22 protein-coding genes are annotated in these 22,983 nt (G+C 37.2%); 15 read left to right on the top strand and 7 right to left on the bottom strand.

The window, feature by feature from the left end; translation table 11 throughout:
* Positions 1 to 4: 4 nt before the first annotated feature.
* From ACIEHO_RS01850 to ACIEHO_RS01830, 5 genes are all read right to left on the bottom strand, one after another.
* Entirely contained in the window at positions 5 to 928 is a 924-nt protein-coding gene (locus ACIEHO_RS01850; RefSeq protein WP_406968058.1) for a M28 family peptidase, read from the bottom strand.
* Between the two features lie 83 nt (positions 929 to 1,011).
* Positions 1,012 to 1,755, bottom strand: a complete 744-nt coding sequence (locus tag ACIEHO_RS01845; protein WP_406968056.1) for a succinate dehydrogenase/fumarate reductase iron-sulfur subunit — start codon at positions 1,753 to 1,755, stop codon at positions 1,012 to 1,014.
* A 10-nt stretch (positions 1,756 to 1,765) separates the two neighbouring features.
* Positions 1,766 to 3,778: a fumarate reductase/succinate dehydrogenase flavoprotein subunit gene (locus ACIEHO_RS01840; RefSeq protein ID WP_406968054.1), complete on the bottom strand. Its 2,013-nt coding sequence runs from the start codon at positions 3,776 to 3,778 to the stop codon at positions 1,766 to 1,768.
* An 11-nt stretch (positions 3,779 to 3,789) separates the two neighbouring features.
* Positions 3,790 to 4,461 carry a succinate dehydrogenase cytochrome b subunit gene (locus tag ACIEHO_RS01835; protein WP_406968052.1) on the bottom strand — a complete coding sequence of 224 codons (672 nt, stop codon included), beginning with the start codon at positions 4,459 to 4,461 and terminating at the stop codon, positions 3,790 to 3,792.
* Between the two features lie 158 nt (positions 4,462 to 4,619).
* Positions 4,620 to 6,419, bottom strand: a complete 1,800-nt coding sequence (locus tag ACIEHO_RS01830; protein WP_406968050.1) for a T9SS type A sorting domain-containing protein — start codon at positions 6,417 to 6,419, stop codon at positions 4,620 to 4,622.
* 109 nt (positions 6,420 to 6,528) lie between these two features.
* On the opposite strand from ACIEHO_RS01830, the gene ACIEHO_RS01825 reads away from it, so the two are divergent.
* Positions 6,529 to 7,821: an aminopeptidase P family protein gene (locus ACIEHO_RS01825; protein WP_406968048.1), complete on the top strand. Its 1,293-nt coding sequence runs from the start codon at positions 6,529 to 6,531 to the stop codon at positions 7,819 to 7,821.
* A 57-nt stretch (positions 7,822 to 7,878) separates the two neighbouring features.
* Here ACIEHO_RS01825 and ACIEHO_RS01820 read toward each other — a convergent pair whose 3' ends face one another.
* Positions 7,879 to 9,201, bottom strand: a complete 1,323-nt coding sequence (locus ACIEHO_RS01820) for an aspartate kinase (RefSeq protein WP_406968046.1) — start codon at positions 9,199 to 9,201, stop codon at positions 7,879 to 7,881.
* Positions 9,202 to 9,313: 112 nt separating this feature from the next.
* Here ACIEHO_RS01820 and ACIEHO_RS01815 point away from each other — a divergent pair, with 112 nt between their 5' ends.
* The 4 genes from ACIEHO_RS01815 to ACIEHO_RS01800 all read left to right on the top strand — a co-directional run bounded on the left by ACIEHO_RS01815 (position 9,314) and on the right by ACIEHO_RS01800 (position 11,440).
* Positions 9,314 to 9,970 (top strand): hypothetical protein, encoded by a 657-nt coding sequence (locus ACIEHO_RS01815; RefSeq protein WP_406968044.1) that lies wholly within the window; start codon positions 9,314 to 9,316, stop codon positions 9,968 to 9,970.
* A gap of 45 nt (positions 9,971 to 10,015) precedes the next feature.
* On the top strand, positions 10,016 to 10,795 hold the full coding sequence (locus tag ACIEHO_RS01810) for an alpha/beta fold hydrolase (RefSeq protein WP_406968042.1): 780 nt from the start codon (positions 10,016 to 10,018) through the stop codon (positions 10,793 to 10,795).
* Between the two features lie 58 nt (positions 10,796 to 10,853).
* Complete coding sequence (locus ACIEHO_RS01805) at positions 10,854 to 11,108, top strand: hypothetical protein (RefSeq protein WP_406968040.1); 255 nt, start codon at positions 10,854 to 10,856, stop codon at positions 11,106 to 11,108.
* Positions 11,109 to 11,182: 74 nt separating this feature from the next.
* Complete coding sequence (locus ACIEHO_RS01800) at positions 11,183 to 11,440, top strand: hypothetical protein (RefSeq protein ID WP_406968038.1); 258 nt, start codon at positions 11,183 to 11,185, stop codon at positions 11,438 to 11,440.
* On the opposite strand, the gene thiL is transcribed toward ACIEHO_RS01800, so the two are convergent.
* Positions 11,430 to 12,476 (bottom strand): thiamine-phosphate kinase, encoded by a 1,047-nt coding sequence (gene thiL, locus ACIEHO_RS01795; RefSeq protein ID WP_406968036.1) that lies wholly within the window; start codon positions 12,474 to 12,476, stop codon positions 11,430 to 11,432. The genes ACIEHO_RS01800 and thiL overlap by 11 nt on opposite strands.
* 83 nt (positions 12,477 to 12,559) lie before the next feature.
* On the opposite strand from thiL, the gene ACIEHO_RS01790 reads away from it, so the two are divergent.
* From ACIEHO_RS01790 to ACIEHO_RS01745, 10 genes are all read left to right on the top strand, one after another.
* Positions 12,560 to 13,912 (top strand): choice-of-anchor B family protein, encoded by a 1,353-nt coding sequence (locus ACIEHO_RS01790; protein ID WP_406968034.1) that lies wholly within the window; start codon positions 12,560 to 12,562, stop codon positions 13,910 to 13,912.
* A complete protein-coding gene (locus tag ACIEHO_RS01785) occupies positions 13,912 to 15,273 on the top strand; it encodes a hypothetical protein (protein WP_406968032.1) in 1,362 nt (453 codons plus the stop codon). Before ACIEHO_RS01790 ends, ACIEHO_RS01785 begins: the two co-directional genes overlap by 1 nt.
* Positions 15,270 to 16,037, top strand: a complete 768-nt coding sequence (locus ACIEHO_RS01780) for an MbnP family protein (protein WP_406968030.1) — start codon at positions 15,270 to 15,272, stop codon at positions 16,035 to 16,037. Before ACIEHO_RS01785 ends, ACIEHO_RS01780 begins: the two co-directional genes overlap by 4 nt.
* A gap of 81 nt (positions 16,038 to 16,118) precedes the next feature.
* Complete coding sequence (locus ACIEHO_RS01775) at positions 16,119 to 17,105, top strand: cytochrome-c peroxidase (RefSeq protein WP_406968028.1); 987 nt, start codon at positions 16,119 to 16,121, stop codon at positions 17,103 to 17,105.
* Positions 17,106 to 17,214: 109 nt separating this feature from the next.
* On the top strand, positions 17,215 to 17,544 hold the full coding sequence (locus ACIEHO_RS01770) for a HesB/IscA family protein (protein ID WP_406968026.1): 330 nt from the start codon (positions 17,215 to 17,217) through the stop codon (positions 17,542 to 17,544).
* 16 nt (positions 17,545 to 17,560) lie between these two features.
* A complete protein-coding gene (sufB, locus tag ACIEHO_RS01765) occupies positions 17,561 to 19,009 on the top strand; it encodes a Fe-S cluster assembly protein SufB (protein WP_406968024.1) in 1,449 nt (482 codons plus the stop codon).
* A gap of 16 nt (positions 19,010 to 19,025) precedes the next feature.
* The gene (locus ACIEHO_RS01760) at positions 19,026 to 19,448 is read left to right on the top strand and encodes a hypothetical protein (RefSeq protein WP_406968022.1); all 423 of its coding nucleotides are present in this window, start codon (positions 19,026 to 19,028) and stop codon (positions 19,446 to 19,448) included.
* Between the two features lies 1 nt (position 19,449).
* Positions 19,450 to 20,202: a Fe-S cluster assembly ATPase SufC gene (sufC, locus tag ACIEHO_RS01755; protein WP_406968020.1), complete on the top strand. Its 753-nt coding sequence runs from the start codon at positions 19,450 to 19,452 to the stop codon at positions 20,200 to 20,202.
* Positions 20,203 to 20,340: 138 nt separating this feature from the next.
* Positions 20,341 to 21,654, top strand: a complete 1,314-nt coding sequence (gene sufD / locus ACIEHO_RS01750) for a Fe-S cluster assembly protein SufD (RefSeq protein WP_406968018.1) — start codon at positions 20,341 to 20,343, stop codon at positions 21,652 to 21,654.
* A 95-nt stretch (positions 21,655 to 21,749) separates the two neighbouring features.
* Entirely contained in the window at positions 21,750 to 22,964 is a 1,215-nt protein-coding gene (locus ACIEHO_RS01745) for an aminotransferase class V-fold PLP-dependent enzyme (RefSeq protein WP_406968016.1), read from the top strand.
* Positions 22,965 to 22,983: the final 19 nt, after the last annotated feature.

The raw sequence follows: 22,983 nt of genomic DNA, 5'->3' as shown, positions 1-22,983 counted from the left end.
AAGGCTAGATTTTTAAAGCATCTATTTTTTTAAATACCGAAATTATAGTTTTAACGGCATCGATGTAAAATTCTGAATCGATGTTTTCGTAATCATCGGTGGGCTCATGATAATCTTTATGATCTTCTACTCCAAAGTATAAAAACGGAATTCGTTTTTTGTAGAAATTGGTATGATCGGATGCGAACGTCCAATTATCTAGGCCATCATAGCCATCATGGCCTAAAATCAGCTTCAATGAATTTGAGTGATTTGTATTTTCAATTAAATATTTTAACCTTTTATTTTCTGAAGCACCAACAACAAATAACTCTTTTTTATCGCTTCGGCTAATCATATCCATATTAATATTTAGAATAATCTTTTTTAGAGGAATAACGGGATGATTCACAAAAAACTCAGACCCTTGAAGTCCTAATTCTTCTCCATCAAAAGCCGCTAAAATAACTGAATGTTTAGGCGGATTCGCTTTAAAGTATTCAGCAAAACTAAAAAGAGCGCTAACACCCGAAGCGTTGTCGTCTGCTCCATTATATATTTTACCTCTTTTTATTCCTTCATGATCATAATGCGCGCTTATTACAATGTATTCATCCAGAAATTCACTTCCTTTTATTAATCCAAGAATGTTGGCTCCGTTATACGCATTTTTCTTATGCATGAAAAAAAATGGTTGTACATAGTCCTCAATCAATGGCAGCACTTCTAAACTGTGAAATTGATTTACAATATACTTTTGGGCTTTTATAGTTCCTTTAGAGCCTGTCCGTCTGCCTTCAAAAGCATCGGAAGATAAAGATTGAAGATGTTTTAAAAGTGTGTCTTCATCAAAATATGTTTGTTTTTTATCTGTTAAAACTATTCCTTGCGAATAGACTGAACCACATAAAAACAAATAAAATACAAGAAAAGATATGATTCTATTCATTCCATAAATTAGCTGGCTAAAGCTAATAAAAAAACCCAAGCAATTGCTTGGGTTTTCTATTTTTACGATGAAAGTGCTACTTATTATGACAATGCCGCTTTCATTAATTCTCTATTCATTCTAGCGATGTTATCTAAAGAAATGCCTTTTGGACATTCAATTTCACATGCTCCAGTATTCGTACAATTACCAAACCCTTCCAAATCCATCTGCTCAACCATATTTTTAACTCGGTCTACAGCTTCAACTTGACCTTGTGGCAACAATGCATATTGTGAAACTTTAGCACCCACAAAAAGCATCGCACTAGAGTTTTTACAAGTTGCAACACACGCACCACAACCTATACAAGTTGCTGCATCCATAGCTTCATCAGCAGCATGTTTAGAAATTGGAATTGAATTGGCATCCTGGGTGTTTCCTGAAGTGTTTACAGAAATGTACCCGCCTGCCTGTTGGATACGCTCAAACGAGGTTCTGTCAACTACTAAATCCTTTATTACCGGAAAAGCAGCAGCTCTCCATGGCTCGATAGTAATCGTATCACCATCTTTAAACATACGCATGTGCAGTTGGCAAGTTGTAATACCTCTGTCAGGACCATGGGCTTCTCCGTTTATATACATGGAACACATACCACAAATACCTTCGCGACAGTCATGATCGAAAGCTACAGGCTCTTCGCCAGAGTTTACCAATTGCTCATTCAAAACATCCATCATTTCTAAAAAAGACATATGCTCTGAAATATCCGTTATTTTATAATCGACCATTTGACCCTTCGCATTTGAGTCTTTTTGTCTCCAAATTTTAAGCGTTAAATTCATAATGTCAACCTTATTTGTATGAACGTTGTTTTAGTTCAATATCTTTAAACTCTAATTCTTCTTTGTGCAGCACTGCATCAGAAGGCTCTCCTTTATACTCCCAAGCTGATACGAAAGCAAAATCTTTATCGTTTCGTTTAGCTTCACCTTTTTGAGGCCCTGATTCTTCAGCAGATTCTTCTCTAAAGTGACCTCCACAAGATTCCTCTCTTGCTAACGCATCTTTAGCAAATAACTCTCCAAGTTCTAGGAAGTCTGCAACTCGCCCTGCTTTTTCAAGTTCAGGATTCATTTCGCCGGCACTTCCTGGAACAGAAACGTCTTTCCAGAATTCTTCCCGAATAGCTTTAATTTCAGCCATGGCCTCTTTTAAACCTTTTTCGTTTCTGGACATACCACATTTATCCCACATTACTTTACCAAGTTTTTTATGGAAATAATCAACAGACTTGGTTCCTTTATTATTTACAAAAAAGTCAATTCTATCATTTACTTCTTTCTCAGCTTCATCAAACTCCTTAGTGTCGGTTGGAATTTTTCCTGTACGGATATCATCAGCCAAATAATCACCAATAGTGTAAGGCAACACGAAATAACCATCGGCTAATCCTTGCATTAGCGCAGAGGCCCCTAGCCTGTTTGCACCATGATCTGAAAAATTAGCTTCACCTATACAATAGAGTCCGGGTACAGTAGTCATTAAATTATAGTCCACCCAAACACCACCCATAGTGTAATGCACGGCAGGGTAAATCATCATTGGTGTTTTGTATGGATTTTGATCAACAATTTTCTCATACATTTGGAATAGGTTTCCGTATTTTGCTTCAATTATTTTCTCGCCCAGATCAATTATTTTTTCTTTTGAAGGGTTTGAAATATTATGAATTTTAGCTTGCTCTTTTCCGTAGCGCTCAATGGCCGCAGCAAAATCTAAATATACCGCCTCACCTGTTGCATTAACACCATAACCAGCATCACAGCGCTCTTTGGCTGCACGAGAAGCCACATCGCGAGGCACCAAGTTACCAAACGCCGGATAGCGACGCTCTAAGTAGTAATCTCTTTCGTCTTCAGATAAATCAGTTGGCTTTTTTCTGCCTTCACGAATAGCCATAACATCTTCCATGTTTTTTGGCACCCAAATACGTCCGTCATTACGCAAAGATTCAGACATCAACGTAAGTTTAGACTGGTAGTCACCCGAACGCGGAATACAAGTTGGGTGAATTTGTGTATAACATGGATTAGCAAAATAAGCGCCTTTCTTATGTATTTTCCAAGCAGCAGTTACATTACTTCCCATGGCATTTGTAGATAAGAAATAAACATTTCCGTACCCACCGGAAGCCACCACAACAGCATGTGCCGAGTGTCTTTCTATTTCACCTGTTATTAAATTTCTAGCGATTATACCTCTTGCTTTTCCGTCAACTTTTACAACATCAAGCATTTCATGACGGTTAAACATTTCTATTTTACCACGAGCAATCTGTCGGTTCATAGCTGAATATGCTCCCAATAACAACTGCTGACCTGTTTGCCCTTTAGCGTAAAATGTTCTTGATACCAAAACACCACCAAACGAACGGTTATCTAACAACCCACCGTAATCTCTTGCGAAGGGTACACCTTGGGCCACACATTGATCGATGATATTGGCCGACACCTCAGCTAAACGATATACGTTAGCCTCACGAGAACGGTAATCACCACCTTTTACGGTATCATAAAACAATCTGTATGTAGAGTCGCCATCACCTTGATAGTTTTTAGCAGCATTTATTCCGCCCTGTGCAGCAATAGAGTGCGCACGACGAGGAGAATCTTGATATGCAAACGCTTTAACATTATAGCCCAACTCTGCTAATGTAGCTGCTGCTGAACCTCCTGCTAAACCTGTTCCAACAACAATAACATCAATATGACGTTTGTTCGCTGGATTAACAAGATTGATATGGTTTTTATAGTCTGTCCATTTATCTTTAATTGGACCTTTTGGTACTTTTGAATCTAAAGCCATTTTTTTTAAGATTAATGGTTAAAGTGATGAACTACGGCAATAATTATAAACCCTAATGGAATAATAATTGAATACACTTTGCCTAAATTTTGCAATGTTTTTTTGCGTCCGGCTGAAGAACCCATTGACTGGAATGCCGAGGTGAATCCGTGTGCTAAATGCAGCCCAAGTAGAACAAATGCCAAAACATAAGCCCCTACCCTTAACGGATTTTCAAACTTTGCGACCAATTCGTGGTAATATCTAAAATCACCATCGTGCATACCAGACATATCACCTAAAACATACTTAGTGTTTAATTCTGGTATCCAGAAGTCGATAAAATGAAGCACAATAAAAGCGAGTATTACCAACCCGCTGTAAATCATATTTCTACTCATCCAAGTAGAATTTGCAGCTCCATTATTTTTTACATAAGCGACTTGTCTTGCTTTTTTGTTTTTTATTTCCAGCACAAACCCCATAACAAAATGGAATACTACACCAAAAATCAAAACGGGCTGTAAAGCAAATTGCACTAAAGGATTTGTACCCATGAAGTGCGACATTTCGTTAAACAAATCTTCACTAAAAAGTGACATGATATTAACGGCCAAATGTATAATTAAGAAAAACATAAGAAAGAAAGCAGATAGCGCCATGGCTACTTTTCTTCCAATCGAAGATTTAAAAAATCCACTCATTTTAATAAAGTTAGTTATTTGGTACAAATGTAGTTTAGGAAGGTGTCTTAGACAAATAAGAACCGTTAGTTTTTGCTATTTAGAATGGTTTTAATTAAAGTTTTATTAATAAAAAAAGCACTTTAAATTAAGTACTCTTATTACAACTTTCCTATCACCTATTCAACAACAACCTTTTTTTCAATTTTAGCATTTCCCAAAAAAATATTCATTAAATAAACACCTTTAGAAATATGACTTAGATCAATCCTTTTGGTCCTTGAAGCATTGGTCAAATCGACTCTTAAAATAACTCTACCACTAACATCACATAAAATGGCTTCATCCATATTAGCAGAGGCGCCATTCTTTATATACAAAATATTTTCAACAGGATTTGGATAAACACGTACTTCGTTTGCCAAAACTTCTCCTTGCACCCTCAAACTGCACCCGGCTCCAGAGTAATCCGTCATCATGGTTTGTCCACACATTTGAGTGGTTGTACTAAAATTTTGAATTATTCCTGCTGCAGTGGCATTATTTCCGCTTAAAAACCTTTGAGACTCACTGTTGGAAATGGCATAATGCATAACATCATTAGTTTCAATAACATGTGCAAGTTGGTGTCCATGGCCCAGTTCATGCAGAGCAACACTTTCAAAATCGTATTGCTCGAACGCAGGCAAGCCCGTGCCAAAATACCAGCTTTCCTCAAGACCAGTTTCCGGGTCGTCAATATCATTACTAAATACAATATCCAGTTCGGTCACAACGTCTCTTGTGTCTCCACAGCTTCCGCTGGTAGTTATACATTGACCTAAAACACCTTCATCCAAAGGATCAGCATCATCAAAAAGAATAACATTGGTACCATCTACAACACCTTGATTTATCGAAGTCGTTGTTCCTATCACCCAATTAATACCTGTTTCACAACGCCAAGTATCAAAGGCCCTTAAAAACGCTTCCTTAGCTTGGGTATTAGAGTCAAAATCTATATTAAAGTCCCAAGTTACACCCGTACCATTAACACCAATATGCTGAATTAAAAAGGCACTTCCCGAATTAACCCTATTAGTTAGAGCATAAGAAATGAATAGGTCATCGCCAGTCGAAACTACCGATGCATCATTGCTATCGGTAATCCTAATGGAACCTGTACCAGCTTTAGACGGAACTTCAACAACAATCTCTTCGTCCGTCCACGAAAGCACTTGAGAATCGAGTGCGGCTATGTAGGTATCTCCCCCGTCATCAGCGTTTTTAAATTCAACCATTCCCTGTTCATCTCCGAACCCAGTGCCGACAATGGTCAATGAATCGCCATTTCCAGCTGATACACTAGCTGGACTAAACCCAATTATAACAGGCGCTAAAGCTTTACTGCTTAAATTCTTTAATTTTTCAGATTCAACTTTTACGTCGAAGCGCACTAACTCTTTGTAGGGCTGTCCAGTTATTTTTGTTATACGATTATGCAGCCCATTAGAAATATTCTTGCTTTTAGCAAAGGGGTTTGTTGCCGAATTATCCAATAAATCATACTTGTAAAACCCTTGCAAAGAGCTATAAGTTTTATACTTTTTAAAACTTGAGTTTGCTCTTTCAGAGAGTACCATATTGTTATCATACAAAGTAAAGACCCCTATCTCGCCTTCATTCAAACTAAGACTTGGGGTTACTGTTTGGGTAATCGAACCCACTGTCCCACCTGGCGTAACAACCTCTATTTTCAAATTTGTTTTCCCTTTAAAGACTTTGTAAACTTCTACCGTATTTAAAGTTAATATCCTGTTCTGCTCTGCATTCCAAACTGATTTTTTTGCAACAACCAGACCTTCGACGACCAAGCTGGATTTATCAACCTGCCTTTCTAATGGCACTTCACGAAGCATTCCTTGAGCCTCAATATTGTAATGAAGAGCAAACAATGCCGCAATAGCCATAAACCATTTTAATAGTAATTTCACTTTCATGAAAACAGAATTCATATTAGAAGATTATCAAATATAAACAAATATGATTAGGATTTGTTTAGTTTTGTATTGATATATTACCAAATAACACAAAAAACAAGATTTATCGATGAAATACAACCCAATAGACAAGTCGCTATTTGTTAAAAACAGAAAAAAATTCGCCAAACTAATGCAAGCCAATAGTTTGGCTATCTTTAACTCTAACGACATATACCCTATTAGTGCAGACAGCACCCTGCCCTTTCAGCAGCATCGTGATATTTTCTACCTCAGCGGCGTAGACCAAGAGGAAAGTGTTCTTGTACTTTTTCCAGATTGTCCAAAGGATAAACACAAAGAGATTTTGTTCCTTAAAGAAACTAATGAACATATTGCCATATGGGAAGGCGAAAAACTAACCAAAGAAAAAGCTTTTGAAACCAGTGGCATTAAAACAGTTTACTGGCTTCAAGACATGGAAAAAATTTTGTTCGAAATCATGACACAGTGTGATACGGTTTACATAAACACCAACGAACATTATCGAGCGAATATAGAAGTTGAAACTCGAGAAGCCCGATTTACGAAGTGGCTTAAAGAAAAATTTCCTGCCCACAGTGTTGCGAAAAGCAATCCCATTTTACAAAAATTACGATCTGTAAAAGAAGACATTGAAATAGATTTAATGCAACAGGCTTGTAATATTACCGAAAAAGGATTTCGGAGGGTTTTAAGTTTTGTAAAACCTGGAGTATGGGAATACGAAATTGAAGCCGAACTCATGCACGAGTTTTTAAGAAATCGCTCCAAAGGCTTTGCCTACACTCCCATCATAGCATCAGGAAACAACGCAAACGTATTGCACTATATTGAGAACAACCATCAGTGTAAAGCAGGCGATTTAATTTTATTTGATACGGCAGCAGAATATGCCAACTATTCAAGTGATTTAAGCCGAACTATTCCTGTATCAGGGCAATATTCCAAAAGACAAAAAGAAGTATACAACGCTGTTTTGAAGGTGAAAAATGAGGCAACAAAAATGTTAGTCCCAGGAACGATATGGGCCGATTATCATGTTGAAGTTGGCAAACTTATGACTAGTGAGTTGTTGAGTTTAGGCTTACTTGACAAAGCCGATGTAAAAAATGAAAACCCAGAATGGCCAGCCTACAAAAAGTATTTTATGCATGGCACATCGCACCATATAGGCTTAGACACACACGACTATGGTATTTTAGCAGACCCCATGGAACCCAATATGGTTTTTACGGTAGAGCCTGGGATTTACATTCCTGAAGAAGGTTTTGGAATCAGGCTAGAAGACGACGTTGTCATTCAAAAAATAGGTGAACCTGTTAATTTAATGGAGAACATTCCTATTGAAGCTGATGAGATTGAAGAACTCATGAATACTTAAAATAATAAAGGGCCGTCAAGTTGACGGCCCTTTTCGCTAAAATACTAATATCGTAATTTAAAGAGTGACTAATTCAAATAAATAATTGTTTAGTTTTTGTAGCGTGTTTATTTTATCTTTTGAATCAATAAGTAATGATATATTGTTTTTACTTCCACCGTAAGAAATCATTCTAATCTTTACGTCCTGAAGAATTTGAAACAACCTATAAGTATCTTGATGATTAACCACAGAATGCCCAACCAAACAAACAATGCTTTGGTTTTTATCTACCTCAATAGTTGCTATTTTATCTAATTCCAAAAAGATAGCGTCTAAATTTTTGTCGTCATCGATAGTCAATGACACAGCTACCTCAGATGTTGTAATCATGTCGATTGAGGTTTGGTGCGTTTCAAAAATTTCGAAAACTTTTTTCAGGAAACCGTGCGCCTGCAACATGCGCGCCGATTTTATCTTAATGGCTGTAATACCATCTTTAGCAGCAATGGCTTTTATTCCGTTCTCTGATGTAGTACTTGAAATCAAAGTTCCATGTGCATCAGGATTCATCGTATTTTTTAATCTAACGGGTATATTATCAGCCCTTACTGGAGTTACAGTCTGCGGGTGCAATATTTTGGCTCCAAAATATGCAAGCTCGGCTGCCTCATCAAACGATAGGTTTGATATAGGATTGGTGTTTTCAACATATCTAGGGTCGTTATTGTGCATTCCGTCAATATCGGTCCAAATCTGAACTTCCTCAGCTTTTATGGCTGCTCCAATAATGGTGGCCGTGTAATCACTTCCACCACGTTGCAGGTTGGATATGTTATCCTTATCATCCAAGCAAATAAAACCCTGTGTTATGTAAATTTCAGCCACCTCTGTGTTATCAAAAACCTCACGTAACTGTTCCTTTATATAGTTAATATCAGGCTCTTTAAAAGCATCTATCCTCATAAAATCCAAAGCTGGTAATAAAGTCGAACTCACACCCTCTTGCTTCAAAAAGCTATTAAACATATATGTTGAAAGCAATTCACCCTGAGCGACTATTTTATTTTCCAGTAGTTCAGAAAATGTTTGACCGGCACACTCAGTTAAGAAACTAAATACTTTAGAAACATAAGCCTTAACGTCGTTGTTCAAATCGGCATGGCTTAACAAGCTATCTATGGTCTTGCTATAATTTTCTTTAAGATTGTTTATTTTGCCTATTGCTTCATTAACGTTTCCGTTCTTAATTTCTTCAGCAATTGCCACCAATTTGTTGGTTGTGCCTGACATAGCAGAAAGCACAACGATTTTCTTATCGCCATCGTTAATGATACTTTTAACGTTAGCCATATTTTCAACCGAACCAACAGAGGTTCCACCAAACTTTAATACTTTCATTTTCATTATTTTGAGGTGCAAAATTATAATTCATTTGCATACTAACTATGTTTATTAAAAAAATTGTTTATTTTTACACATAATGTTAAATATTTAACAAAAGTTTTAAGTAATGAAGACCGTATCGAATTGTGTTGAAGACATTTTGATTGCACAACCCTATCTAGAAGAAGCCCTTTCAAGAAATATTATAAATTTTAGCGCGCTGGCTATTGAACTTACAGAGCCGATAAGTAAAATGCTAAAAAAAGATGTAAAACCTGGCGCAATAATGATGGCCTTAAGGCGCTACAACCCTCCCGTGGCTCTTTCTAATTCTGTTAAAATGAAACGTGTTATTCAGAATTTGGGAGATATTACGGTGCGCTCAAATCTTACTGATTTTACCGTTAAAAATTCTGAAACAATTATCGATAACCATGCTAAAATTTTAGAACGGATTAATCAAGAATCAAAACTATTTTATACGTTCACGCGCGGTATTCACGAAAGCAATATTATAGTTTCGAGCAGTTTAAACGATTTTATAAAAGAATCTTTGAAAAACGAAAGGTTTTTGGCCGTTCAGGACGGACTATCTGCCATTAGCATCAACCTACCACAGGACAACTCAAAAATAGCCGGACTTTACTATCACTTTTTTAAGCGTTTAGCTTGGGAGGGAGTCGTGCTTTATGAAGTCCTATCAACTACAAACGAATTTACTATTTTGGTTGAAGACGAATTTGTTGACAAAGCATTTACAGCAATTAAAAAGGTGAAATCTTAGATTTTTAGTAAGTATGATTTTATCGTTTCAAAAGATAATGGCAACATGATGTTACGACACAAAGGCATCAACATTAATTACACGGATAATGGCAAGGGGAATGCCCTAGTTTTACTACATGGGTTTTTAGAAAATATTAATATGTGGAAACCCTTTTTATCCGAACTCTCAAAAAAACATCGGGTTATTTGCATTGATTTATTGGGTCATGGTCAAACCGGCTGTTTAGGTTATGTTCACACCATGGAACTTATGGCTGAGGCTGTAGACGTGGTACTCAAAAGGTTAAAGATTAGAAAATCTACCATTATTGGACACTCTATGGGTGGTTATGTGGCACTCGCTTTTGCCGAGAAGAAACCCGATGCTCTAAGAGGCCTCTGCCTCATGAATTCTTCTGCGCAAGCCGATACTACAGAAAAAAAACAAAATAGAGACCGCGCAATATTAGCAGTAAAGCAAAATCACAAAACATTTATTAGAATAGCCATTGTAAATTTGTTTAGACCTAAAAATAGAACCATATTTTCCGATGAAATAAAACAAATAACAAAAGAAGCTCAACAAACCCCTCTACAAGGGATTGTCGCCGCCCTTGAAGGCATGAAAATAAGAACGGACCGAGAAGCCCTTCTTCACTTTACCCCTTTTAAAAAAATGCTCATGCTTGGGAAAAAAGATCCTGTTTTAAATTATAATTCTTTGATTAACCAAGCCAAAAATACCGAAGTTGAAATAGTAGAATTTCCAGACGGACACATGAGTCATATTGAAAATAAACATGAATTCCTACAAAATTTAATGCATTTCATCGAAAATATATGACTTTTTATCGGTTTTATTGTTTTTTATTCTTAAATTTATACTCCTAAAGAATATAATCATGGAAAAACCTACTTTATTACCAAGAATGTACTGCAGCCTTTTTGGGCATGATTATCAGGTAACTAAAAAAGTAACCTATCATGTAAAGGAGTACACATGTCGGCATTGCAAAAAAGAGTTAACCACAAACAGCAATGGGAATTTAATTGAACTCACCCCTAAATTTAAGGAGATTAATAGCATACTGGAACGCATACACCAGTCAAGAACTGCACGTTTAAAGAAAAAAATGTACGCTTCATCGATTTACTAACGGTTTATTAACAATTATCTGCCATTTTTAATAATTTTAAGGGTCTCTCCCTAAAAATTAATTATGCAGTAAGAATGAGAAGTATTAATTGTAAAGTATTTGGCCACGACGTTGAAGTAACCAAACAAATAACCTACCATGTTAAGGAGTATAAATGCAAGGTCTGTGGCAAACAATTCACCACTAATAGTAATGGGCGTTTAACAGAGCTCACTCCCAAATTTAAGGAAATTAACGAAGTTTTAGAGCGCGTGCACAATAAACGACTTTTAAAGTCCTTTAAGGAAGATAGCCCGATTAAATTCGAAGACCTTTTAGTTTTTAAGCATTAAAGTTTTTCCACCCTTGAGCTTTTATAGGTATTTTAGTACCAGCTCGTGTTACGAGATGCATACCATCCCTTTCCTCTTTTATAAAACCTATGACCGTCAAGTTTGGGTTTGCTTTTATTTTAGGATAATCGTTCTGTGAGACGGTAAATAACAATTCATAATCCTCTCCTCCATTCAATGCCACTGTGGTGCTATCAATATTAAATTCTTCACAGGTAGAAATAACTTGTGGGTCTAAAGGTATTTTCTCTTCATACAAATCGCAGCCTACTTTACTTTGTTTGCATAGATGCATAATTTCAGAAGAAAGCCCATCACTTAAATCAATCATTGATGTTGGTTTTACATTCAATTCCTCCAACAGCTTAATAACATCCTTCCTAGCTTCGGGTTTAAGTTGCCTTTCAATTATGTAAGTGTAAGGTTCCAAATCTGGCTGATTTTGAGGGTTCACCTTATAAACTTCCTTTTCCCGCTCTAAAACCTGTAAGCCCATATATGCTGCACCTACATCGCCAGATACAACTAACAAATCATTGGGTTTTGCACCACTCCGATATACTTCAGCTTTGGGGTCAACTTCGCCAATAGCGGTAACCGAAATCATCAATCCTGTTGTAGAAGATGTGGTATCACCACCAACAACATCTATATCATAAATAGAAGCAACCGTTTCAATCCCGGCATACAATTCTTCGAGTGCCTCAACCGGAAACCGATTCGATACTGCCACCGAAACCGTTATTTGTGTTGCCTTGGCATTCATGGCATAAACATCAGATAAATTGACTATTACAGCCTTATAGCCTAAGTGCTTTAGTGGCATATAACTCAAATCAAAATGAACCCCCTCAACCAACAAATCGGTTGTAACCACCACATTTTTATTTTCAAAATTTAAAATGGCAGCATCATCACCTATTCCTTTTACAGTCGACTTATGCTTTATTTTAAAATTTTTGGTCAAGTGGTCTATTAACCCAAACTCTCCAAATTCACTTAACGGCGTACGTTGTTGGTTTTTATCTTCTATCATAGCGCAAAAATAAGAAGCTAATTTTGTTTTTACTATTTTTATACTAAAACAAGCTATATTTAGTTTTTAATATAAACTCTGCTATGAAAAACTTAAGGTATTATTGCTTTATAATTCTGTTGGCAATACCGATGTTCGCTTTTGAATCGTGTAACACTGAACCCACCGAGGACATTATTGAATCTATGGATAGCGATAACGATGGCATTCCAGATGATATTGACAATTGCCCAAATCAACCAAATGCCGACCAAAAAGATATTGATAAAGACAATATTGGCGATGTGTGTGATGATAATATTATCGTTCCCTTAGCTTTTTGTGAGAACGGTTTTGCCGATATTTACCCTTGTAATGATTATGATTTAATGGGATTTGTTCCAATCGAACAACTTGGCGGGGCAGTATCAGAAGGAAATGATTGCTGGGGTTGGACCGACCCCACTACCCAAAAAGAATATGCACTTTTCTGCGCCACAACTGGGGTGGCTTTTGTTGACATAACTACACCTAACAAACCCATTCTAATAGGTAAACTTCCAACGGCAACGGTAAGCAGTCCATGGCGCGACATAAAAGTTTACAACAACTATGCTTTTGTTGTTGCCGATAATGCCACAACACACGGCATGCAAATATTCGATTTAACCAAACTAAGAAATGTTTCCAATCCCCCAGAAACTTTTACGGCAGATACGCGATATACGGGTTTTGGAAGCGCGCACAATATAGTAATTAACGAAACTAGCGGTTACGCCTATGCCGTTGGCACTAGCCGATTGGAAACGTATGCTGGAGGCCCTTTATTTATTGACATTCAAAACCCATTAAACCCAATAGACTCTGGTGGCTTTCTGGGATACTCGCATGATGCACAGGCCATAACCTATAATGGTCCAGATAGTGAACATAACGGTAAGGAAATATTAATTAGCAGTAATGAAATTGAAGTTGTTATTGTTGACGTCACCAACAAAGCAAATCCTATTTTGCTTTCAAAAATAAGTTATAATAATGTTGGCTACACACACCAAGGTTGGTTTACGGAAGACATGAAATATTTTATTTTAGGCGACGAAACCGACGAGATAAACTTTGGAACAAACACCCGTACTATAGTTTTCGATTTTTCAGATTTGGATGCACCTAAATTCCACACGGATTATCTAGGCCCTTCTGCTGCTATTGACCATAATGGCTATGTTAAAAACGATTGGTACATTCAGGCAAGTTACACTGCTGGTATGAGAATTTTGGACATCTCAGACATAACATCAAAAAACATTACCGAAATTGGCTACTTTGACACTTACCCCGAGAACAATAGTACAAGTTTCAATGGAGCCTGGAGCATATATCCTTATTTCCCAAGTGGCAACATTATTATTAGCGATATCAATAGAGGTTTGTTTATTGTTAGAAAAAGTGGCGCCTAATGTTTCTTCATCAGAAAAATATCTTTTTCAGATTCTATTTAATTACAATATTTGCAGTTTTTAGTTGCTCTAAATCGAACGACTCTGAAACCAGCCTACCAACAGGGAACAACGTAAATTTTATCAAAACCATTGGAGGTTCAAAAAATGAAAGTGCTCAGGCGATTACTAAAACAGATGATGGCGGCTATGCCATATTAGGCCACACCCAAAGTATGGATGGCGATATAACCAACAAATTAAACGAATCTTTTGACTATTGGTTAATCAAGTTCGATAAAAATAACAACACGGTATGGCAAAAAACGTATGGCGGAACCGATAACGATAGAGGCAAGGACATTAATCAAACCAATGATGGTGGTTTTGCGCTAATTGGCTTTAGCCAAAGTAATGATGGTGACATTACCGAAAACAATGGTGCTGGTGACTTTTGGGTAATTAAAACAGGTGCTGCTGGGGAAATAATTTGGGAAAAATCATATGGGTTTCTTGGAGCCGATACAGGCACATCTATCATACAAACCTACGATAATGGTTTTTTACTTACTGGTGTTTTAGATGTTTCCGCTTCCCAAGGACAAGGCAATAGTAAATCTACCAGAAAAATGCACGCCGGAGGCGATTATTGGGCTATAAAACTCAACACGTTTGGCGAAAAAGAATGGAGCAAATTTTATGGAGGCACCTTTACCGACACACCATACGACGCCATTCAAACAGCCGATAACGGATACATAATTGTTGGCTCTTCCGACAGTGATGATGTTGATATTAAAGGCAACAATGGCTCATACGATTTTTGGGTAATAAAAATTTCTGAGGGCGGCACTTTGCTTTGGGAAAAATCGTTTGGCGGGAGCGAGATTGATGAAGCCTATGCCATAACTCAATCCAACGACGGCAATTATATCATAGTTGGCGATACTAGAAGTGACGACCAAGACGTTTCATTTAATAACGGTGCTGCAGATTTGTGGGTGATAAAAATTTCACCAACTGGAGACCTCCTTTGGGAAAAGACTTATGGCGGAACAAGTTTCGACGTGGGTCGTTCAGTATCAAAAACCAATGATGACGGCTTTATCATTTCCGGAAGCTCTCGAAGTGCCGATGGCAACATTACTAAAAACAATGGCCAAAACGACGCTTGGATAGTCAAAATAGATACAAACGGCAATTTAATATGGCAAAAAACCATTGGTGGCTCCAATACCGATTTTGCCCACGATACCATTGAACTGGACAACAGCAGAATTATAACTGTCGGTGAATCTAGCAGCTCTGATTTTGATATAAAACGAAACCAAGGTTTCAACGATGTATTAATTTTTGAAATTGAATTAAAAGAAACGCCATGAAGAAAACAACAGCCCTAATTCTATTAAGTATTTTTACTTTTTTATCGTGCAGCGAAGATGTCGACGATAAAGTATCGCAAATTAGCACAGCCTTTAATTTTAGCCATACTTGGGACGGCACGGAAGTAACCAACACCAATTTCAACGCCATTCAATATACTAATGCCAATGGCGAACAACTCAGCATTTCAAAACTGCGTTATTTAATTTCAAACATCACCTTTGAAAAATCTACTGGCGAAATATACATATTGGATGGTTACCATTTAATTGATGTAACAAACAACGAAAACCTGAGCTTCAATTCTACCTCTACCATTCCAGCTGGTCAATATAGCAATGTTTCATTCACTTTCGGATTTAACAACGAAGACAACTACAACAATAACTACACCGACCTTAATTCAGCTTCATGGAACGTACCCGAAATGTTAGGTGGAGGATACCACTACATGCAATTGGAAGGCAAATTTATTGATAACACCTCAACCGAAATAGGTTATGCATATCACGCCATCAGGGCCGTCGATAACTCAGGAGTAACACCAATATTTGAAGATACTTTTATTGAAGTTAATTTAGGTGAAATCAACATAAAAGATAGCACAACATTTAATATTGAAATGAATATTGCCGAATGGTTTAAAAGACCGAATATTTGGGATTTAAATGTGCTTAACAACATGCTTATGCCCAATTTTGATGCTCAAATCATGATTTTTGAAAACGGGCAAAATGTGTTTAACTTAAAATCTATTGATTGATTGAAAACATGTGGGCTTCATATTAATCTGTTTCTTATTTTCATTTGCTTATCCTGCTCAGATGAAAAGACAGAAAGTTATGTGCCTACACCAAGTCCTTTAGATATTCCGCAGTTATTTGAAGACAATATTCTATCGCCCGTTATCCCTGTCGATAACCTGCAAACCGTTGAAGGTATTGCTCTGGGTAAAAAATTGTTTTTCGACCCGATTCTTTCAGTCAATAAAACTCAAGCCTGTGCCGATTGTCATGTCCCACAAAATGCATTTACTGACCCAGATAGATTTAGTGACGGTGTAAATGGCTCTTTAGGCAATAGAAATTCCATGCCGCTATTCAATTTAGCCTGGAATTACGATGAAAATTTCTTTTGGGATGGCAGTGCCTTCAGTTTAGAGCATCAAGCTTTTGACCCCGTAAGAGACCATAACGAAATGGCTAGTAGCTGGCCCGAGGTAGAGCAAAAATTACAGCAACATACCGAATACTCCAATTTATTCGAAAAAGCTTTCGGAACCCAAAAAATTGACTCCAATTTGGTAACCAAAGCCATTGCTCAATTTGAACGCACATTAATTTCTTCAAATTCAAAATTCGATAAATTCCTTTTGGGTGAAACCAATTTAACTTCAGAAGAACTTAATGGTTTTAATGTGTTTATGGACGAAAACAGAGGTGATTGTTTCCATTGCCATGGCAGCGACAAAAATCCACTCTGGACCGATAACCTATTTCACAATAATGGTTTAGATGAGACATTTACCGATTTAGGCTTAGGTGCAGTAACTGGCGACCCTGCGGATAACGGCAAATTCAAATCACCTTCGTTACGTAATCTGGCATTTACAGCACCTTACATGCATGATGGGCGCTTTGAAACGCTCGAAGATGTCATTAACCATTATTCCGAAGGCCTAAAAAACTCTAACACTATTGATCCACTGATGAAAAAAGTTGCCCAAGGTGGTGTGGGTCTATCTGAAAAGGATAAATCCGACTTAAAAGCCTTTCTACTCTCACTTTCTGATTACGAATTCATTAATAATTCGGCCTTTAGCAACCCATAACAAAAAACTATAAAACTATATACTAATATAATGTTAGGTTCTATGGTAATCCATGACTTATATTGTATATTTGCACTCTATTTAGAGTTAATCTAATTAATAATTAACTATGATAAAAGTATCTGAAACAGCTAAAAAGAAAGTGATAGAGCTTATGGCTGATGATGGCTTCAATGCTGCCAGCGACTATGTTCGTGTGGGGGTAAAAAGTGGCGGTTGTTCTGGATTATCTTACGATTTGAAATTTGATAAGGAACAACAAGAAGGGGATAAAGTTTTTGAAGACAATGGTGTTAAAATTATTGTAGATAAAAAAAGCTTTTTATACCTCATTGGAACCACTTTGGAATATTCTGGGGGACTAAACGGAACAGGTTTCGTTTTTAACAACCCCAACGCCAACCGTACATGCGGTTGTGGCGAATCATTTTCACTATAAAATTTAAAGAAGAATTATGTCGAAGTATACCGAAGATGATCTTCGCGAAGAACTAAAAACCAAGGAATACGAATACGGTTTTTATACCGATATTGAATCGGATACGTTTCCTATTGGTTTAAACGAAGATATTGTGCGCGCTATTTCCTTAAAAAAGGAAGAGCCGGAATGGATGACCGAATGGCGATTGGAGGCTTTTCGTATTTGGCAAAGCATGGAAGAACCCGAATGGGCCAATGTCAAATATGTAAAACCAGATTTTCAGGCCATTTCGTACTATTCAGCACCCAATAAAAAACCGAAATATGAAAGTTTGGATGAGGTGGATCCTGAATTATTGGAAACCTTCAGTAAACTAGGTATATCGTTAGACGAGCAAAAAAAGCTCGCTGGCGTAGCTATGGATGTTGTGGTCGATTCCGTTTCCGTAGCAACAACTTTCAAAAAAACACTTGGTGAAAAAGGCATTATATTTATGAGCATTTCTGAAGCTATAAAAGAGCACCCGGAACTCGTAAAAAAATACATGGGCACCGTTGTTCCCCAAACAGATAACTTTTATGCCGCCTTAAATTCTGCTGTGTTTAGTGACGGTTCATTCTGCTACATACCAAAAGGAGTGAAATGCCCTATGGAATTATCAACCTATTTTAGAATCAACCAAGCGGGAACCGGGCAATTTGAAAGAACATTAGTAATTGCCGACGAAGGCAGTTATGTAAGTTATCTTGAAGGCTGTACTGCACCAAGTCGTGACGAAAACCAATTGCATGCGGCCGTAGTAGAATTGATTGCTTTAGATGATGCCGAAATAAAATACAGTACAGTACAAAACTGGTATCCCGGAAATGCCGAAGGAAAAGGTGGGGTTTACAACTTTGTAACCAAACGTGGTTTGTGCGAGAAAAATGCAAAAATCTCATGGACGCAGGTTGAGACCGGCTCTGCCATTACATGGAAATACCCAAGTTGTGTTTTAAAAGGTGATAATTCGGTAGGGGAATTTTATTCTATTGCCGTAACCAATAATTACCAACAGGCTGATACGGGAACTAAAATGATTCATTTGGGAAAAAACACTAAATCGACCATCATTTCAAAAGGTATTTCTGCCGGAAAATCTCAAAATAGTTATCGCGGATTGGTTCAAATAAATTCCAGAGCTGAAAACGCACGTAACTTTTCACAATGCGATAGTTTGTTGATGGGTAACGAATGCGGGGCACATACATTTCCGTATATCGAAGCTAAAAATAAATCGGCTAAAATAGAACACGAGGCTACAACCAGTAAAATTGGTGAAGATCAAATTTTTTACTGTAACCAACGTGGTATCGATACCGAAAAAGCTATTGCGTTAATAGTAAATGGTTTTAGCAAGGAGGTTTTGAATAAGTTGCCAATGGAATTTGCCGTTGAGGCTCAAAAATTATTGGAAATCAGTTTAGAAGGTAGTGTTGGATAAATTAGTTCTAGTTAAAATGAAAAAAACAATTAGTCTACTTTTGTGTATTTCAGCCTTTTTAAGCTGTAAAAATGATAAAAAAGCAGAACAACACGAAGAACCCATTTCTATTGAGAGTTCAGAAAAAACCGCAAAGCAAAACGACGGTTTAACCCTGCTAAAAGGTGATTTTATTTATTTTGCCGATGCTGCCGTTTTGCAGACGCATGCCGAAATTTATGGTGTGGTAATAGACGAAACCATGCACAAACTTGACAAGCAAGTGCAACAATATAAATCTGTAGATACAGATATGGTTCCTGTTGAAATAAGAGGGAGAATTTCAGCAAAACCAGAAAATGAAGAAGGTTGGCCATTTAGAGTTGAAGTGAAAGAAATTTTAAATGTTTACAAACCCAAAGAAAAAGATAGTAACGTTATTAAACTAGGAGAAGAGTAGTATGTTAAAAATTAACAATTTACACGCAGGTGTTGACGATAAAAGCATCTTAAGAGGTATCAACCTTGAAGTAAAGCCAGGAGAAGTACATGCCATTATGGGACCAAACGGTTCAGGAAAAAGCACATTGGCATCAGTGGTTGCAGGAAAGGAAGAGTATGAAGTTACCGAGGGAAACATTGAATTTGAAGGCGAAGACATTGATGAATTGGCTGCCGAAGAGCGTGCTCACAAAGGCATCTTTTTATCATTTCAGTACCCAGTTGAAATTCCAGGTGTTTCAGTAACTAACTTTATGAAAACGGCCATAAACGAAACTCGAAAGGCCAAAGGATTAGAGGAAATGCCAGCTAAAGACATGCTAAAACTTATCCGTGAAAAATCAGAACTGCTTGAAATTGACCGTAAATTTTTATCGCGTTCTTTAAACGAAGGGTTTTCTGGTGGCGAGAAAAAACGTAACGAAATTTTCCAAATGGCTATGTTAGAACCTAAATTGGCTATTCTAGACGAAACCGATTCTGGATTGGATATTGATGCGCTTCGAATCGTAGCCAACGGGGTTAATAAATTGAAAAGCAAAGACAATGCCGTCGTGGTTATTACACACTACCAACGTTTATTGGATTATATCGTTCCAGATTTTGTTCATGTGTTACACAACGGGAAAATCGTGAAATCCGGATCTAAAGAATTAGCTCATGAGTTAGAGGAAAAAGGATACGATTGGATTAAAGAAGGTGTAAAAGCGTAAAAAAAGTTTGCAGTATTCACTTCGCAGTTTGCAGTAGCTCACTCCATACTGAATACTCAAAACCTTAAAAATAGTAAACAGTTTCTTACTTAGTAACCATTATCTGAATACTGAGACCGGGACTGAAAACTGAAAAACATGGAATTAAAAGACAAATTAGTATCATCATTTATGGCATTTGAAAACAATGTGGATGTAGACGCCTATGTTCACGATGTTAGAAGTGACGCCATAAAAATATTTGAAGAAAAAGGCTTCCCATCAAAAAAAGAAGAAGCTTGGAAATATACGTCTTTAAACAAAATATTAAAAGAAGATTACAGCGTATTCCCAAAATGCGAAAGAGTTTTAGAATACAGTGAGGTAAGAGAGTATTTTATCCATGATATCGACAGTTATAAAATTGTGTTTATCGATGGCAAATACTCATCACATTTATCACAAACTACGCACGATGGCATAGATGTTTGTTTAATGTCGGCTGCACTAGCCAAGCCAAAATACCAATTGGTAATTAAAAACTATTTCAATAAAATAGCCACAAAAGATAGCCTATCGTCTTTAAATACTGCTTTTTCTCAAGAAGGTGCATATATCCATATTCCTAAAAACAAGGTTGTTGAAAAACCAATTCAGATCATTCATTTTTCAACAGGCAATGAAGCGGCTACCATGCTTCAACCACGAAATTTGGTCGTAGTTGACGAGAACTCGTATGTTCAAATCATCGAACGTCATCAAAGCTTAACCAGTAATGCTGTTTTAACCAATAGCGTTACCGAAATTTTTGGGAACAAACGTGCCATTGTAGATTATTACAAAATCCAAAATGATGCCGAAAACGCATCGCTAATAGACAACACGTTTATTAACCAAAAACAACAAAGCCATGTTTCTGTTCACACCTTTAGCTTTGGTGGTAAATTAACGCGCAACAACCTTAATTTTTTCCAAAACGGCGAACATATCGATTCTACTTTAAAAGGCGTAACCATTATCGGTAATAAACAGCATGTAGACCACAACACGTTGGTGCACCACATCGAGCCAAACTGCGAAAGCCACCAAGATTATAAAGGTATTTTTGATGAAAACTCAACTGGTGTTTTTAATGGAAAAGTGGTTGTTAACAAAGAAGCCCAAAAAACTAATGCGTTTCAGGCTAACAACAATATTTTAATCAGCGACAAAGCAACAATAAACACTAAACCGCAATTGGAAATTTTTGCTGATGATGTAAAATGCTCTCACGGTTGTACCATTGGCCAGCTAGACGAAAGCGCCCTGTTTTACATGCGCTCAAGAGGTATTCCAGAAAAGGAAGCCAAAGGGCTTTTAATGTACGCTTTTAGCAACAACGTATTAAGCTCGGTTAAAATCCCAGAATTAAAACAACGTATCACCAAAATTATCGCCGAAAAATTGGGCGTGAATATTGGGTTCGACCTTTAAAAATTTTTGAAGCTATTTCCCGCTATCCGCTATATCTTTTTTGCTTTTAAGGGCAAAAAAGGATGCCGCTTCTATCGGGGCTAAACAACAACGCTATGTTCAATGTACACAATATCCGAAAAGACTTCCCCATACTTTCACGCAAAGTAAACGGGAAACCTTTAGTGTATTTTGACAACGCGGCTACATCTCAAACGCCACAACAGGTTATTGATGCTATTGTAGATTATTATTCAAACTATAACGCCAATATACACCGTGGCGTGCACACCTTAAGTCAAGAAGCCACAGACTTATACGAACAATCGCGCGAAAAAATAAGAGCCCATTTCAACGCTAAGTTTACCCACGAAATTATTTTTACATCGGGGACTACACATGGAATAAACCTAGTTGCAAACGGTTTTGGGTCATTCCTAGAAAAAGGAGATGAAGTCATAGTTTCAGCTTTAGAGCATCACAGTAATATTGTGCCTTGGCAAATGCTTTGCGAACGTACAGGAGCCACTTTAAAAGTCATCCCGATGAATGAAGAAGGCGAATTATTGATGGACGAATTCGACCAACTTCTTTCTAGCAAAACCAAACTTGTTTTTGTCAATCATATATCAAACGCTTTGGGCACCATCAATCCCATAAAGTATATCATTGAAAAAACCCATAAGGTTGGTGCGGCTGTTTTAATTGACGGGGCGCAATCCTGTCCGCATATAAAACCAGATGTTCAAAAATTGAATGTTGATTTTTACGTGGCTTCGGCCCATAAAATGTGTGGTCCTACAGGAGTTGGCATACTTTACGGAAAAGAAGAATGGCTTAAAAAATTACCACCATACCAAGGTGGTGGCGAGATGATTGCCGAAGTTACTTTTGAAAAAACCACTTACGCCGAATTACCCCATAAATTCGAGGCAGGCACCCCCAACATTGCAGGAGGTATTGTTTTTGGCACAGCCATCGATTACATGAACAACATTGGCTTTGACGATATAGCAAACTACGAACACGAACTCCTTGAGTATGCTACCGAAAAACTTTTAAGTATTGAAGGCTTAAAAATATACGGCACATCAAAGCATAAAACATCGGTAATTTCATTTAATTTAGAAGGCATCCACCCTTATGACGTTGGTACTATTTTAGACAAAATGGGCATTGCCGTTCGTACAGGCCACCATTGCGCGCAACCTATTATGGATTTCTATAGAATTCCGGGTACTGTGCGTGCTTCGTTTGCATTCTACAATACCAAAGATGAAATCGATGCTTTGGTTGAGGGTGTAAAAAAGGCGAAAATGATGCTATCTTAGCGTTGACAATAATTCGAAA

It is taken from the genome of Flavisericum labens, from assembly GCF_045446075.1.
Lineage (GTDB): Bacteria > Bacteroidota > Bacteroidia > Flavobacteriales > Flavobacteriaceae > Flavisericum > Flavisericum labens.
The sequence above is the reverse complement of the archived record's forward strand: the minus strand, read 5'-3'. Positions and strand labels throughout refer to the sequence as shown.

Excerpts from the sequence above, each read along its gene's own strand:
- ACIEHO_RS01850 (WP_406968058.1), bottom strand. The coding sequence starts at position 928 with ATGAATAGAATCATATCTTTTCTTGTATTTTATTTGTTTTTATGTGGT.
- ACIEHO_RS01845 (WP_406968056.1), bottom strand. The coding sequence starts at position 1,755 with ATGAATTTAACGCTTAAAATTTGGAGACAAAAAGACTCAAATGCGAAG.
- ACIEHO_RS01840 (WP_406968054.1), bottom strand. The coding sequence starts at position 3,778 with ATGGCTTTAGATTCAAAAGTACCAAAAGGTCCAATTAAAGATAAATGG.
- ACIEHO_RS01835 (WP_406968052.1), bottom strand. The coding sequence starts at position 4,461 with ATGAGTGGATTTTTTAAATCTTCGATTGGAAGAAAAGTAGCCATGGCG.
- ACIEHO_RS01830 (WP_406968050.1), bottom strand. The coding sequence starts at position 6,419 with ATGAAAGTGAAATTACTATTAAAATGGTTTATGGCTATTGCGGCATTG.
- ACIEHO_RS01825 (WP_406968048.1), top strand. The coding sequence starts at position 6,529 with ATGAAATACAACCCAATAGACAAGTCGCTATTTGTTAAAAACAGAAAA.
- ACIEHO_RS01820 (WP_406968046.1), bottom strand. The coding sequence starts at position 9,201 with ATGAAAGTATTAAAGTTTGGTGGAACCTCTGTTGGTTCGGTTGAAAAT.
- ACIEHO_RS01815 (WP_406968044.1), top strand. The coding sequence starts at position 9,314 with ATGAAGACCGTATCGAATTGTGTTGAAGACATTTTGATTGCACAACCC.
- ACIEHO_RS01810 (WP_406968042.1), top strand. The coding sequence starts at position 10,016 with ATGATGTTACGACACAAAGGCATCAACATTAATTACACGGATAATGGC.
- ACIEHO_RS01805 (WP_406968040.1), top strand. The coding sequence starts at position 10,854 with ATGGAAAAACCTACTTTATTACCAAGAATGTACTGCAGCCTTTTTGGG.
- ACIEHO_RS01800 (WP_406968038.1), top strand. The coding sequence starts at position 11,183 with ATGAGAAGTATTAATTGTAAAGTATTTGGCCACGACGTTGAAGTAACC.
- thiL (WP_406968036.1), bottom strand. The coding sequence starts at position 12,476 with ATGATAGAAGATAAAAACCAACAACGTACGCCGTTAAGTGAATTTGGA.
- ACIEHO_RS01790 (WP_406968034.1), top strand. The coding sequence starts at position 12,560 with ATGAAAAACTTAAGGTATTATTGCTTTATAATTCTGTTGGCAATACCG.
- ACIEHO_RS01785 (WP_406968032.1), top strand. The coding sequence starts at position 13,912 with ATGTTTCTTCATCAGAAAAATATCTTTTTCAGATTCTATTTAATTACA.
- ACIEHO_RS01780 (WP_406968030.1), top strand. The coding sequence starts at position 15,270 with ATGAAGAAAACAACAGCCCTAATTCTATTAAGTATTTTTACTTTTTTA.
- ACIEHO_RS01770 (WP_406968026.1), top strand. The coding sequence starts at position 17,215 with ATGATAAAAGTATCTGAAACAGCTAAAAAGAAAGTGATAGAGCTTATG.
- sufB (WP_406968024.1), top strand. The coding sequence starts at position 17,561 with ATGTCGAAGTATACCGAAGATGATCTTCGCGAAGAACTAAAAACCAAG.
- ACIEHO_RS01760 (WP_406968022.1), top strand. The coding sequence starts at position 19,026 with ATGAAAAAAACAATTAGTCTACTTTTGTGTATTTCAGCCTTTTTAAGC.
- sufC (WP_406968020.1), top strand. The coding sequence starts at position 19,450 with ATGTTAAAAATTAACAATTTACACGCAGGTGTTGACGATAAAAGCATC.
- sufD (WP_406968018.1), top strand. The coding sequence starts at position 20,341 with ATGGAATTAAAAGACAAATTAGTATCATCATTTATGGCATTTGAAAAC.
- ACIEHO_RS01745 (WP_406968016.1), top strand. The coding sequence starts at position 21,750 with ATGTTCAATGTACACAATATCCGAAAAGACTTCCCCATACTTTCACGC.